Here is a 13,622-nt window from a genome sequence, read left to right as displayed (position 1 = left end):
GGCCGGCTGCAGACGGCATAGATCGGAGATGACCACCGAAAGCTACCGCCCGCGCCGCTCGGTGCTTTACATCCCGGCTTCGAACGACAAGGCGCTGGCCAAGATCCAATCGCTGGCCTGCGATACCGTCGTCATCGATCTCGAGGACGCCGTCGCCCCGGCCGACAAGCCTTCCGCGCGCGAAAAGCTGGCGGCGATTTTCGCCGGCCGTTCCAACCGGCGCTGCGAGATGGTGGTGCGCATCAATGCGCTGTCGAGCGAATGGGGCGGCGCCGACCTGCTGGCCGCGGCAAAATGCACGCCCGACGCCATCCTGCTGCCCAAGGTCGACACGCCGCGCGACATTCTCGAGGCCGGCGACGTGCTCGACGACAATTTTATCGCCGACGAAGTCAAGCTATGGGCGATGATCGAGACGCCCAAGGCGCTGCTCAACATTGGGCCGATTGCCGAGCTCGGCCGCGATCCGGCCTCTCGACTGGCTTGTTTCGCTGCCGGAACGAATGACCTGGTCAAGGACACCGGAATTCTCGCCACGCCCGACCGGCGCTATCTCGTTCCATGGCTGATGCAAATGGTGCTCGCGGCGCGTGCCGGCGGCCTCGACCTGCTCGATGGCGTCTTCAATGATTTTCGCGATATGGACGGGTTTGCGCGCGAGTGCACGGAAGCGGCCGCCATGGGTTTTGACGGCAAGTCGCTGATCCATCCGGCTCAGATCGAAGCCGCGAACCGCGCCTTTGCACCGTCGCCCGAAGCAATGGCCGAGGCGCGCGCGGTCAAGGATGCCTTCGCGCTCGCCGAAAATACCGGTAGGGCGGTAGTTGCGCTGAACGGCAAGATGGTCGAGCGACTGCATCTGGCGCAGGCCGAAAAACTGCTGGCGAAGGCCGCCGCTGTTCGCGCATGACTAACGTAACTGACGACGGGATTGAAGAATGAAACTCTACCGCTTTCTGTCCGGCCCGGACGATGCCAGCTTCTGCCACAAGGTGACGGCGGCGTTGAACAAGGGCTGGCACCTGTTCGGCTCGCCGACCTATGCCTATGACCAGGAAGCCAAGACCATGCGCTGCGGCCAGGCCGTGGTGAAGGACATCGAGGGCCAGGAATACGGCCCCGACACCAAGCTCAGCGACTGGTAGGGAGGTTCGCTGAAGCGCTCGTCCTTCGTCATCCTAGGGCGTAGCAGTCGCGAAGCGACGTCGCGGAGTACCCTAGGACCCATGCCGTTACCTCTGCCGAAGGGCACGGCGGATCAGGATTAGTGTGAGCTACCACCGATCGGGATAGCCCGTTACCCAGAACGGGATGATGAGCGGTCGGTTCTGCGCCGCCGGCGCACTGCATCACTATCACGGCATGGATCCTGGGGTCTGCGCCGCGTCGCTTCGCTCCTTGCTCCGCCCCAGGATGACGAGGAGCGGGGTCGCTCACTCTGCTGCTTCCTCGATCTTCTCCATGTCGTCGTCCGACAGGCCGAAATGGTGGCCGATCTCGTGGATCAGCACGTGGGTGACGATGTCGCCCAGCGTTTCCTCGTTCTCGGCCCAGTAGTCGAGGATGGCGCGACGATAGAGGGTGATGCGGTTCGGCCCCTCGCCGGTCTGCGGATTCCAGCGCTCGGCGATGCCGCGCCCCTCGAACAGGCCGAGCAGGTCGAAGGGCGTTTCCAGCGAAAGGTCGTCCATGATCTCGTCGGTCGGGAATTCGGCGATCTGAATGACGATCTCGCCGGTCAACTTGCGAAAGTCCTCCGGCAGATGGGCATAGGCCTCCAGCGCCAGGAGCTCGATTTCCTCCATCGTTGGCGAAAGCTGGTCGTGCCAGATGCGTGTTTGGTAGATGCGAGCCATGCTTTGTCCTTTGATCCCGGCATATAGGCTTTCAGGCCGGACTCGGCAAATGGTCGGGCTGGAGTGCCCGTGCCATGCCCCCACTACAGGAATAAATTCCCCATGACTCCGCTTGACTCTTCGGGCGACCTCTGGAATCCTAGAGAACATAACAGGAACAAGTGTGAGTGGAAGCTGACCGTCATGGCGACAAGCGCCGTGGCGCGGGAGACTGTTTTTGCCCTGCGCCGCCAGATCGCGAAGATCGAAGGGACCTTGCCCGAGCGCCTGGAGGCGCCGGCCAGTTCGTCGTTTGACGCGGATGTCCCTCGTCAGAGTCTGACACCCTCTCGGCATCCGACACCCGCTCGGAATCTGACCATTGTCCGGCGCGGCCTTGCCGTGGCGCCGCCCGATGCGTTTTTGCGCACCGGCGCCGAGCGCCTCGATGCCGCGCTGAGCGGCGGCCTGCCGAAGGCGGCGGTGAGCGAGTTTCATGGCGCCGCGACCCGCGATGCCGGGGCCGTTGCCGGTTTTGCCTTGTCGCTCGTCAGCCTGATCCTCAGCCAGGGGCCGCGATTGCCGGTGCTTTGGATCGGCACATCCGAGGTTTTCCGCGAGGCCGGCTTTCCCTATGCCAGGGGGCTTCACGCCTTCTTCGGCATCGAGCCGGAGCAATTGCTGTTTTCCGAGGCGCCAAGGCTGCTCGATGCGCTGTGGATCGCCGAGGAGGCTGCCCGGATGACGGCGCTGGCCGCCGTCATCCTCGAAATCCGCGGCAGCCCGCAGCGGCTTGACCTCACCGCGACGCGGCGGCTGCACGCCCGCGCGCAGAGTGCAGGCCGGCCGCTGTTCCTGCTGCGCCAGGCCGGCGAGCCCGAACCGACGGCAGCGCCCGTCCGCCTCATCCTGTCGGCGGCACCGGCGGCAACGCGTAAGACGCTTGCCGGGCCGCTCGCCGGCTCGATCGGCCGGCCCGCCTTCACCGTCGCCATCGGCAAGAGCCGCACGGCCTTGTCCGGAAAATTCACACTGGAGTGGAACCCCGATGAACGCATATTCGAAGAAAGACGGGGCGAGCAAGGAAGGTCTCAGGAATGGGCCCCAGAACGGCCAAAGAATCCTATCCCTGTGGTTTCCGCATCTCGCCGCCGAGAGGATCCTGCGGCAGCGTCTGGGGCGGTCCTGGCGTTCCCGGCCGTCGGATCACCTGCCGCTGGTGATCAGTCACCGCGACCGGAACGCCCAGCGCATCGCCGCCCTCGACGAGCGGGCCGAGGCGCTTAATCTGAAGCGCGGCATGGGCATAGCCGACGCACGCGCCATGCATCCCTCGATCGACATCGTGGAGGCCGATCCGGAGGCCGACCGGCGCCTGCTCGAAGGCCTCGCCGACTGGTGCGACCGCTATACCCCGCTGGTGGCGCTTGACGGGACCGACGGCCTCTATCTCGACGTCACCGGCTGCACCCATCTTTTCGGCGGCGAACGCTCGATGCTGGACGATATCCTGTCGCGTTTTTTCCATCAGGGCTTCGATGTCCGCGCCGGGCTTGCCGCCACGCCTGGTGCTGCCTGGGCGGCGGCGCGGTTTGCTGGCGACCGCATCGTGCCCGATGGTGAGGAGGAAGCGCTTCTCGCGCCCTTGCCGCTGGCGGCGCTGCGCATCGACCCGGAGGTACGCGCCAGCCTCGAAAGCGTCGGCCTGCGCACGGCGGGCGCCGTCATGGCGGCACCGCGCGCGCCGCTGGCCCGCCGCTTCGGCGCATCGCTGCTCTTGCGCCTCGACCAGGCGCTTGGCCGCCTCGAGGAGGCCGTGTCGCCGCGCCTGCCGGTGGCACCGCTTTCGGTCGAGCGTCACCTTGCCGAGCCGATCATGCTGACCGAGGACATCGAGCGGCTGACCGGCATGCTGGCGACCACCTTGAAGAGCGACCTCGAGCGTCGCGGCGAAGGCGCAAGGCGGCTGGCGCTGCTGCTTTTCCGCGTCGATGGCGGCGTCAGCCGCATCGCCGTCGGCACCTCGCGGCCTCTGCGCGAGCCGCGGCTGATCCAGAAATTGTTCCACGAAAGGCTTGCCGCGCTCGAACAGGATATCGACGCCGGCTATGGCTTCGATCTCGTTCGCCTTTCGGTGCTGACCGCCGCCACCTTCGACATGCAGCAGGCCGACCTTGCCGGCGAGACGAGCGACGACGGTGCCGATATCGCGCTTTTTGCCGACCGCATTCGCGCCCGGCTCGGCGAAGGCGCGGTCTTGAAGCCGGTCGCCGTCGAGAGCCATTTGCCGGAGCGCGCCGTCGTCACCCTTCCCTTCACGGAGGCGCCGCAGAGAAGCTCGCCGCCGAAGCAGCCGGACAAGGCGAAGGACGCTCCCACGACCGTCTTCCAGCCGGAACGGCCGATCCGGCTTTTCCGTGCGCCCGAGCCGATCGAGGTGCCGGCCACCGAAATGCCGGAAGGCCCGCCTTTGAACTTCCGCTGGCGGCGCGCGCTCTACCGGGTCGCGCGCGCCGAAGGGCCGGAGCGCATCGCGCCGGAATGGTGGCGAGGGGCGGCGGGACGAGAAGATGCCCCGACCCGGGATTATTTCCGCATCGAGGATGCCGACGGCCGCCGTTACTGGCTCTATCGCCAGGGCCTTTACGGCGCCTCGCAGCCCTCGCCGCGCTGGTTCATGCATGGGATCTTCGCATGAATGCGCTGACGGCCAACCCCTATGCCGAATTCGGCATCCAGTCGAACTTCTCGTTTCTGCGCGGTGCCTCGAAACCGGAGGAGTTGGTGGTCGCGGCAAAATTCCTGGGGTTTTCGGCGATCGGTCTCGCCGACCGCAACACGGTGGCGGGCGTGGTGCGCGCCTGGCAGCAGGCCAAGGTGGAGGGTGTTTCCTATCATCCCGGCTGCCGCCTGGTTTTTTGCGACGGCACGCCGGACATCCTCGCCTACCCGCAGGACCGCAAGGGCTGGGGGCATCTCTGCCGCATGCTGACACAGGCCAATCTGCGTGACGAGAACGAAAAAGGGGCGACGCTCCTCAAACAGAGCGATCTTCTCGAATGGGGCGATCTCCTGTCGCTCGCCATACTGCCGGATCTGTCGGCGGACGCGGAAACCAGCCTCGCACTCCTTAGCCGGCTCAAGGATCGTTTCGGTGAAAACCTGCGGCTTGCGGTTTCGCCGGACTACCGCGGCAACGACCGCTTCCGTATCGAGCAGGCGGCGGCGATGGCGGATCTGGCCGGCATCCCGTTGATGGCGACCAACGATGTTCTCTACCATACGTCGGAACGGCGCCCGCTGCAGGACGTGCTGACGGCGATCCGCCTCAATGTGCCCGTCGCTGAGGTGGGGCTGGAGCTGGCGGCCAATGCCGAGCGTCACTTAAAGCCGCCGCTGGAGATGGCACGGCTTTTCCGCAGGCATCCGCAAGCGCTGGCGGAAACGCTGCGTTTTGCCGGCGAGTTGACCTTCTCGCTCAGTGACCTGCAATACAACTATCCCGACGAGCCGACGGAATCGGGTCTTGGGCCTCAGGCCGAACTGGAAAGGCTGGCCAAGGAGGGAGCCGCCATCCGCTACCCCTCGGGCGTGCCCGCTTTTGTGACGCAGCGCATCGAGGAGGAGCTCGCTCTGATCGAGCGCCTGAACTACGCGCGCTATTTCCTGACTGTCCACGACATCGTCAAATTCGCCCGCAGCCAGAACATTCTCTGCCAGGGGCGCGGCTCTGCCGCCAACTCGATCGTCTGCTTCTGCATTGGCATCACCGAAGTCGGCCCGGACAAGATCGAAACGCTTTTCGAGCGCTTCATTTCCGAGGAAAGAAACGAGCCGCCCGACATCGACGTCGATTTCGAGCATGAAAAGCGCGAGGAGGTCATCCAGTACATCTATTCCAAATACAGCACCAAGCGCACCGCGCTGGCCGCCGCCGTCGTCAGCTACCGGGGCCGCTCGGCGATGCGCGAAGTGGCCAAGGCGATGGGCCTGTCGGACGACGTCCGGGGCGCGCTGTCCAGTTCGATCTGGGGCTGGTCGACCTCGGAGCTCGGCGAAAAGGAGACAAAGGCCGGCGGCCTCGATCAGACCGATCCATCGACAAGGCATGTGATCGAATGCGCCAACGAGATCATGGGCTTTCCCCGTCATTTGTCGCAGCATGTCGGCGGTTTCGTCATCACCCGGGACCGGCTCGACGAGATCGTGCCCATCGTCAAGACGGCGATGGACGAGCGCAAGATGGTCGAGTGGGACAAGGACGATCTCGACGCGGTGAAAATCCTTAAAGTGGACGTGCTGGCGCTCGGCATGCTGACCTGCCTGCAGCGCGCTTTCACCCTGCTCCAGGATCATTATCCGCAGGCGCGGGACGAGTACGGCCTGCCCTATGTGCTGGCCACTCTGCCTGCCGAGGACAAGTATGTCTACGACATGATCTGCCGTGCCGACACGATCGGCGTCTTCCAGATCGAATCGCGCGCGCAGATGTCGATGCTGCCGCGGCTGCGGCCGAAAAGCTTTTACGACCTCGTCATCGAGGTGGCGATCGTGCGGCCCGGCCCGATCCAGGGCGACATGGTCCACCCTTATCTGCGCCGCCGGCAAGGCAAGGAAAAACCCGAATATCCCAAGCCGGAACTGGAAAAAATACTCGGCAGGACGCTGGGCGTGCCGCTGTTCCAGGAGCAGGCGATGAAGATCGCCATCGTTGCTGGCGGCTTCAGGCCGGGCGAGGCCGATGAACTGCGCCGCGCCATGGCGACATTCAAGCGCACCGGCACGATCGGCAATTACCGCAAGAGAATGGTCGACGGCATGGTCGCCAAGGGCTACGAAAAAGACTTCGCAGAGCGTTGCTTCAAGCAGATCGAGGGTTTTGGCGAATACGGCTTTCCCGAGAGCCACGCCGCCTCCTTCGCCCTGCTGGTCTATGCCTCCTGCTGGTTCAAGACCTTCTATCCCGACGTGTTCTGCGCCGCGATCCTGAATTCCCAGCCGATGGGGTTTTACCAGCCGGCCCAGCTTGTCCGCGACGCGCATGACCACGGCGTCGAGATCCGCGAGGTCGACGTCAATTTTTCCGGCTGGGATTGCGCCTTGGAGAAATCGCCTTTCGATCCGGATCGTATCCTTGACCGCCATGCCCAGATGCGCGGCGTCATCCGGACCAGCCATGCCGTCCGGCTCGGCTTTCGCCAGGTCAAGGGCCTGTCGAAGGAGCGCATGGAAGCGTTTGTGTCGAGGCGCGGCGCCGGCTATGCATCCGTACGCGACGTCTGGCTGCGCTCGGGCCTCAACGTCGACGAGATCGAAAAACTGGCGCAGGCCGACGCTTTCCGGTCGCTTGGATTGAACCGTCGCGACGCTCTATGGGTGGTCCGCGCGCTCGACGGCAAGAGTGCCGCCGAAAAGCTGCCGCTGTTCGACCAGCCGGCGATCCGCTTGCGCGATCTGGAGCCTGCAACCAGGCTCCCGACAATGCCGCTCGGCGAGCACGTCATCCACGACTACCGCTCGCTTGGCCTGTCGCTGAAGGCGCACCCGGTCGCCTTCCTGCGTCAAAGGCTGGATCGTTCCGGCGTCACGCCCAATGTGCGGCTCGGCCAGGTGCGGGACGGCCGGCGCGTTTCGGTCGCCGGCCTCGTGCTGGTGCGACAGCGGCCGGGCAATGGCAAGGCGATTTTCCTGACGCTGGAAGACGAGAATGCGGTCGCCAACATCATTTTCTGGGAAAGGACTTTTGACCGCTTCCGCCCCATCGTCATGGGCGCGCGTCTCATCCGCGTCACCGGCAAGCTGCAATCGGAATCGGACGTCATCCATATCGTCGCCGAGAAGGTCGAGGATCTGACGCCGTGGCTGTCGGTGCTGCTTGAGCAGGCAAGGCCTGCGGACAGTGCAGACGAGGCTCAGCCTGGCAGCATCGCGCAAACGGAACTATTGGGAAAGGCAGAGAAGGTCATGCCCAAAGGGCGCAATTTTCAATAGAGGCGCGAAAGATCGCGACGGAGCGGCTCTGAACCGCAGCACTCAGGGTGTTCCACCCAGGCGCGGCGGCGGTGGCATGGCATCATCTATGGTGATGACACGCGCTTCCGATGGCAGCATGATCGGAATGCCGTCCCGCACCGGATAGGCAAGCTTTGCCACCCGCGAGATAAGCTCGCCGCGCTCCGGATCCCAGGCAAGCGGCCCCTTGGTCAGCGGGCAGGCCAAGAGTTCCAGCAGCTTGGGGTCGACAGTCCTGTTCCCGTCACGTCCATCCGCCATTTGGTTGTCCTTCCACAGGGCAATCGGGTTAAGGTTTCGAGCGCGAACTTCCTTCTCCCCTTGTGGGAGAAGGTGGCCGGCCGAAGCTCGGTCGGATGAGGGGTGTTCCAGCTTGGCACCGACGACACTCCGTCCAGCACCCCTCAACCGTCTTGGCGCTGCGCGCCAATCCACCTTCTCCCACAAGGGGAGAAGGCAAGAACCTACTGCAAACTCGAACCGAAATCCTCATTGTCGCGCGCCAGCGCCATTTCGGTGATGGCGATCAGGGTCTCGGCGCGTGTCTTCAGATCGGCCGCTTCGAGCAGCGCCTGTTTCTCGGCCGGCCCGTAGGGCGCCATCATCGACAGTGCGTTGACCAGCATGGCGTTTTCGGCGCGGCTGACGCTTTCCCAGTCGGCCTCCAGATCGTTAGCCTGCAGATAAGCGCGAAACGCTTTGAGCAGCGCCGGCCGGTCGATCTCGGCGTCTGCCTGCTCCTCGTCGAGATCGGCGAGAAAGGGTGCCAACCGGCACTGCCGGAACGGTGTTTTGACCGAGAGCTCCTGGACAATACGGAACCGGCACACGCCCTGCAGCGAAATCAGGTAACGGCCGTCGCCGCTCTCGGACAGCGCAATGATGCGCCCGGCGCAGCCGACATTGCAGAGCTCCGGCTCGCCGTTGGGACGCAGCGCACCGTCAAGGCTGGGCTGGATCATGCCGATCAGCCGCGGCCCGGCGATCGCCTCGTCGACCATCTGCAGATAGCGCGGCTCGAAGATGTTGAGTGGCATGCGGCCTCCCGGCAGCAGCAATGCGCCCTCAAGCGGAAAGATCGGCATGGTCGACGGTAAGTCCGCAGCGAGCCGGTAATGCGCGTTTCCCGCCTGCACCTCAATCCTCCGATCGCTTTGTCAGGAAGCGCACCAAATCCGTCTCCTCCCGGCCGGCACAAGGCGCAACACCGGAAACCTGAAATCGAACGCCGTCCGAAAACCTAATCTGGCGCAGCCGCGGCCCACCGCAAGCCCGCGCGACAAAACAGTCTGCGCCGGCTCAGGAAAACAGCAGCGACGACAGTTTGCGCCGTGCCGACAGCGTTGCTTCGTCGGTCATGCCCCATGCCTCGAAGAGCTGCAGCAACTGGGTTCTGGCGCCGTCGTCGTTCCACGAGCGGTCGGCCTTGATGATCGCCAGCAGATTGTCGGCCGCCGCCATGCGATCACCCTTGGCGTTCTGGATCATGGCAAGCTCGAACCGTGCCTGGTGATCCCCGGGATTTTCGGCCAGCCGCCGTTCCAGTTCCGCCGGATTGCCGAGCACTGCTGCTTGCGCGGCGAGCGCCATCTTGGCCCGCAGCGCGGCGAGCTGGGGCGCATCCTTCTTTGCTTCCGGCGCCCGCGCCAGCACCGCCTCGGCACCTTCGGCATCGTCGCCCTCGAACAGCAGATCGCCCAAGCCAGCGATCGCCTCGATCGTCTCCGGCGCCTGTTCCAGGATGGCATCGTAAATGTCGGCCGCCGTCTGCACGTCCCCGGCGTCGCGCGCTTCGGCGGCCGCGGCCAGCGCCTCGGCAACTTGCGGCGCACCGCTGTTCTTGCCGCCGACCTTCTGAATGAATTGCGTGATCTGGCTCTCGGGAATGGCGCCCATGAAGCCGTCGACCGGCTGGCCGTCCTTGAAGGCAATGACCGCCGGTATCGACTGGATGCCAAGCTGGCCGGCGATCGATGGATGGTCGTCGATATTCATCTTGACCAGCTTGACCTTGCCACCGGCGGCTTTCACCGCCTTCTCCAGCAGCGGCGTCAATTGTTTGCAAGGGCCGCACCACGGCGCCCAGAAATCGACCAGCACCGGCTGGTGACGCGATTCCTGGATCACGTCGGCGGCAAATCCAGCGGTCGTTGTGTCCTTGATGACGTCGGCCGGCGCCTCCGCAAGCGCGACCTTCTCACGCGCGGCATCGGTGCCGCCATATTGCACGGTGGTGGCATACCGGCCGCCATTGCTGCCAAATGGGCCGCCAAAGGGGTTGCTATCACTCATCTCGTCGCCTTTCGGTCGCGCCGCCGGCCAAGGGACGGGCGCAACATCCTTCTTTAGAACCCGGTTTCAGTCACCCATGTGGCGATCATGCCGAGACTTTCAAGATAACAGCATCATGTCCGGTTGCCTCGACGAATTTGACCAGGTCCGCGGCAGCGATGGAAGTCGTCGCTTCGTTGGTCAGCGGGTGGGCATTGACCACCGCATGGCTCATCAGCTCCTCGTCCAACACGACCTTGATCCTTCGCTCGGTGTCGTTGATCAGCCCGAACACCGTGACCGCGCCCGGGACGACGCCGAGAAGCTCCATCAGCATCTCCGGCCGGCCGAAGGACACGCGCCCGCCAGCGCCGATCAGATGGTGTATATGCTTGAGATCGACCACCGCCTCCTCGCCGACGCTGACCAGGAAGAAATTGTCCTTCTTGTCCTTGAGGAACAGGTTCTTGGTATGGCCGCCGGCAATCTCGCCGCGCAGCGCCTGCGAATCGGCGACCGTGAACAGCGGCGGATGCCGCCGCGTCGATACCTCGATCCCGAGTCCGGCGAGAAAGGCGAAAAGTTCGGCTTCGGTCTTCGGCATGGGTCTTTCTTCTGATGGCCCGCTTTCAACGGCTTGTTCGGCTAACGCCGTTTACGGCCAATGATGCGGCCAAGACAAGCCCGTCGCGCAACGCGGGGGCGATTGCCTTGCGACGTCTCGCAGGAGGCTTGTCCGCATTGCCGACGAAGCAAAAAGCCTGCGAATTCCCTGTTGCAATCGCCGCGCTCTTCAGCCATATAGGCGCGGCTTGCGGCCCAAAAGCCGCGCGAGCGGGTGTAGCTCAGGGGTAGAGCACAACCTTGCCAAGGTTGGGGTCGAGCGTTCGAATCGCTTCACCCGCTCCAGTTTCCTTGAGGGGAACCAAGCGATTAAGAGGCGCCTCTCGGGGCGCCTTTTGCTTACGTGGCGAAAAGAGTGTCCCTGCCATGAGCGATGCGCGGAAAGCCGCACTGTGACCAGCAGGTGTCACAGCTCTTCTATTCCGTTGTGCTAGCTTTTTTTCTGCGCCGAATAGTGTGCGACTGCGCGACGGCCATTTTCAACTCGGGCGTGATCTCCAACGGTGCATTCTCTGCCCCATGTTGGTTCTGTAGCCCCTGGACCTGGACGGTCGGAAATGGGAGTTCGATGCCCTGTTCCTTGAAGACCTGGCGGAGGCGTACATAAAATTTGCGTTTCATACCGAAGGCACCTCCCGGCTTGGTTGTGGCCTTGACCCTCAATACGATGCCGTATTCGCCGAACTCCTGTACGCCCTGCATCTTGATCGGGTCGAGCACCCAGTGTTTGAACTCGGGATCTTCCGCCAATTCGAGGCCGATCCGCTTGATCAGCTTGCGAGCGAAGTCGATATCGGTGTCATAACCAACGGTGATGTTGAATTTGTCGATAACCCAGTCACGGCTCTGGTTCTGGACTGCCCCGAGTTCACCGAAAGGTATTGTGAACAGCGGACCACGATGGTGGCGCAGCTTCACCGAGCGCAGCGAAAAGCTTTCCACAGTACCCTTGTAATTGCCCGATGAAATGTATTCGCCAACACGGAACGCATCATCGAGCAGAAAAAACACGCCTGAAATGACGTCCTTGACAATGGTTTGTGCCCCAAAGCCCACGGCGACGCCGACGACGCCAGCGCCGGCGATCAATGGGCCGATCTGGATACCCAGCGAGGCGAGCATCATAAGCACCGCCATCACGATGATCGATGCGAGCAGAATATTCTGGAGGATCGGCAAGAGCGTATGCAGCCGCGCCTGCTGCGGATCGAGGATCGGGACGTCCTCGTCGCTGATCACAGGGTGCGGTGTTTCGATGCCCAGCTTTCGTTCGATCAAAGCTTTGATGATCGACCAGCCGAAGTCGGCGGCAAGGGCAATGACCACGACATTGATCAAGCCGCGCAATATGAATGTTGTCGTCGTATCACTGCCCCGCATGGATTGCATGTCCAGACCCCAGACACGTGCGAGAAGGTAAGCCGCCGCCAGGATGAAAATCATTCGGATTCCGCGATCGATGACAGCGATCGTCACCGCCGGGATCGTGGGCCGGCCGACGTCTTCCGAACCTGGCCGCAGAACGAAATTAACCCCGCGCTGCGTCACCACGATTGCCAAAGGCAGGAAGAATGCGGCGAAGGTGAACCAGAAGTATGTATAAAGGCCGGCGATACGCTGCAGGAACAGGACGACGAAATAAGCAGTCAATAGCCATGTCGCTTCCGTGTGACCGATGTGGCGCGCACCGTCTCGCTGCGTTCTTGGCCGACGCCAAATGGCGAGCAGCAGGAGCAGCAGCAGCACGAAATCGGCGACCAGTGACAGGACCGTCATTCCGTCCTGATCGATGCCGAGACCTGGCAAGAGGATAAACGCGGCGCCGAAGAAGGCGAAGACGCCGACGATCCGGGGTAGCCAATAGGACCAATGGTCAGCCGCTTCGTTGGTGATCGGCAAAGCACGAACCTCGACGGCGTTCTCGACGTTCATGAAGGAAGGGACGAGCGTGGCCATGACGTACATGCGCACACCCCATGTAACGACTGCCGCCATCAGAAATGTCAGTACAATCTCGCGGATAAGCATCGGCCAGTCGAACAACATGAACGCGCCGGCGCTGCCCAGTGCGAAAGAGACTATCAGCATGCTGGAATAAAGCAGGCGGCCACCAATCTTCTTGGCTCGCCCAACGGGCGTATCCTTCGGTTGCGCGATAATCCAAAGACGAAATGGACGGGTGAGCTTGAACGTTGCCCAAGTGAGTGCCAGGCCGGCAGCGATGAACATTGCAATCAGCACAAATACGCCGGCGGGCCCCCTGCTGGACATATCCTCCATCGTCTCTGCCCGAACGCGCGCGAACTGGCCTGGCAGCAAGGGCAAAGTTCGCACGATTCTTTCGATATGATGCCTGATCCCATCGAGCGTCGAGGATGCCATCGTATTCATCTGGCCTGGTGCGGCCACGGCGCCGGACGATGCGTCGGTCGGCGAAGCCCCTCTCTCGGCGGGCGCTCCCGTTGACCCGGCGTCCTGATTTCGCTGTTCGGCCACCCAGGCCTTCACTGACGGATCGTCGAGAAGCTCGAACAATTGTTTGACCCTTTCAGGCGGGACGGTCGCCGGCGCCTGCGCTTGCGCCTGACCAGCCAACAAAAGGGCGATCCCAAAGACGAGCGGCCTGGCAATCAGGGCAAACATCGCAGTCAGGTCTCCGAGACGCCGTGCCGGGCGCGCCAGGTTCCTGGCTCCCAATCGTCGAGTCATGAGTGGCATCGTGCTGTTAACCTTCCGATCAGATCGGCGAGCAACGACATCTATGTCCGTTGTTGCCCTACCTTGAAGAAACCGATGTTGCGGTGCAAGACGTCATCGTTCCGAGCCAGACCGCTGTGCCGGGTACGTGGCGGTGTTTATTTAGCCGCCGGGGGCAGGGCA

At 63.2% G+C, this 13,622-nt stretch carries 11 protein-coding genes and 1 tRNA gene; 6 read left to right on the top strand and 6 right to left on the bottom strand.

Features of this window, described 5'->3' with window-relative positions; translation table 11 throughout:
- Positions 1-28: 28 nt before the first annotated feature.
- Together NKH99_RS09420 and NKH99_RS09415 are read left to right on the top strand one after the other, a co-directional pair.
- The gene (locus tag NKH99_RS09420) at positions 29-910 is read left to right on the top strand and encodes an HpcH/HpaI aldolase/citrate lyase family protein (RefSeq protein WP_353013750.1); all 882 of its coding nucleotides are present in this window, start codon (positions 29-31) and stop codon (positions 908-910) included.
- A 28-nt stretch (positions 911-938) separates the two neighbouring features.
- On the top strand, positions 939-1,145 hold the full coding sequence (locus tag NKH99_RS09415; protein ID WP_023680516.1) for a DUF1737 domain-containing protein: 207 nt from the start codon (positions 939-941) through the stop codon (positions 1,143-1,145).
- Positions 1,146-1,433: 288 nt separating this feature from the next.
- Here NKH99_RS09415 and NKH99_RS09410 read toward each other — a convergent pair whose 3' ends face one another.
- Positions 1,434-1,856, bottom strand: coding sequence for a metallopeptidase family protein (locus NKH99_RS09410; RefSeq protein WP_023680515.1), 423 nt, complete (start codon positions 1,854-1,856; stop codon positions 1,434-1,436).
- A 183-nt stretch (positions 1,857-2,039) separates the two neighbouring features.
- Here NKH99_RS09410 and NKH99_RS09405 point away from each other — a divergent pair, with 183 nt between their 5' ends.
- From NKH99_RS09405 to NKH99_RS09395, 3 genes are read left to right on the top strand one after another with little or no spacing between them, the layout of a single operon-like run.
- A complete protein-coding gene (locus NKH99_RS09405) occupies positions 2,040-3,122 on the top strand; it encodes an ImuA family protein (protein WP_353013748.1) in 1,083 nt (360 codons plus the stop codon).
- Positions 3,055-4,533: a DUF6504 family protein gene (locus NKH99_RS09400; protein WP_353013746.1), complete on the top strand. Its 1,479-nt coding sequence runs from the start codon at positions 3,055-3,057 to the stop codon at positions 4,531-4,533. The genes NKH99_RS09405 and NKH99_RS09400 overlap by 68 nt, the downstream gene beginning before the upstream one ends.
- Complete coding sequence (locus NKH99_RS09395; protein WP_353013744.1) at positions 4,530-7,826, top strand: error-prone DNA polymerase; 3,297 nt, start codon at positions 4,530-4,532, stop codon at positions 7,824-7,826. Before NKH99_RS09400 ends, NKH99_RS09395 begins: the two co-directional genes overlap by 4 nt.
- 42 nt (positions 7,827-7,868) lie before the next feature.
- On the opposite strand, the gene NKH99_RS09390 is transcribed toward NKH99_RS09395, so the two are convergent.
- The 4 genes from NKH99_RS09390 to NKH99_RS09375 form a co-directional block, all read right to left on the bottom strand.
- Positions 7,869-8,108 (bottom strand): Trm112 family protein, encoded by a 240-nt coding sequence (locus NKH99_RS09390; RefSeq protein ID WP_023675986.1) that lies wholly within the window; start codon positions 8,106-8,108, stop codon positions 7,869-7,871.
- A gap of 203 nt (positions 8,109-8,311) precedes the next feature.
- A complete protein-coding gene (locus tag NKH99_RS09385) occupies positions 8,312-8,983 on the bottom strand; it encodes an LON peptidase substrate-binding domain-containing protein (protein WP_353013742.1) in 672 nt (223 codons plus the stop codon).
- 163 nt (positions 8,984-9,146) lie between these two features.
- Entirely contained in the window at positions 9,147-10,139 is a 993-nt protein-coding gene (gene trxA, locus NKH99_RS09380; protein WP_353013740.1) for a thioredoxin, read from the bottom strand.
- An 85-nt stretch (positions 10,140-10,224) separates the two neighbouring features.
- Entirely contained in the window at positions 10,225-10,722 is a 498-nt protein-coding gene (locus NKH99_RS09375) for a prolyl-tRNA synthetase associated domain-containing protein (protein ID WP_352921575.1), read from the bottom strand.
- Positions 10,723-10,952: 230 nt separating this feature from the next.
- On the opposite strand from NKH99_RS09375, the gene NKH99_RS09370 reads away from it, so the two are divergent.
- Positions 10,953-11,027 (top strand) — tRNA-Gly (locus tag NKH99_RS09370).
- 132 nt (positions 11,028-11,159) lie between these two features.
- On the opposite strand, the gene NKH99_RS09365 is transcribed toward NKH99_RS09370, so the two are convergent.
- A complete protein-coding gene (locus NKH99_RS09365) occupies positions 11,160-13,385 on the bottom strand; it encodes a mechanosensitive ion channel family protein (RefSeq protein ID WP_352834861.1) in 2,226 nt (741 codons plus the stop codon).
- Positions 13,386-13,622: the final 237 nt, after the last annotated feature.

The sequence above is a fragment of the Mesorhizobium sp. M0854 genome, from assembly GCF_040319815.1.
GTDB lineage: Bacteria > Pseudomonadota > Alphaproteobacteria > Rhizobiales > Rhizobiaceae > Mesorhizobium.
This window is presented reverse-complemented; position numbering and strand designations above follow the sequence as displayed.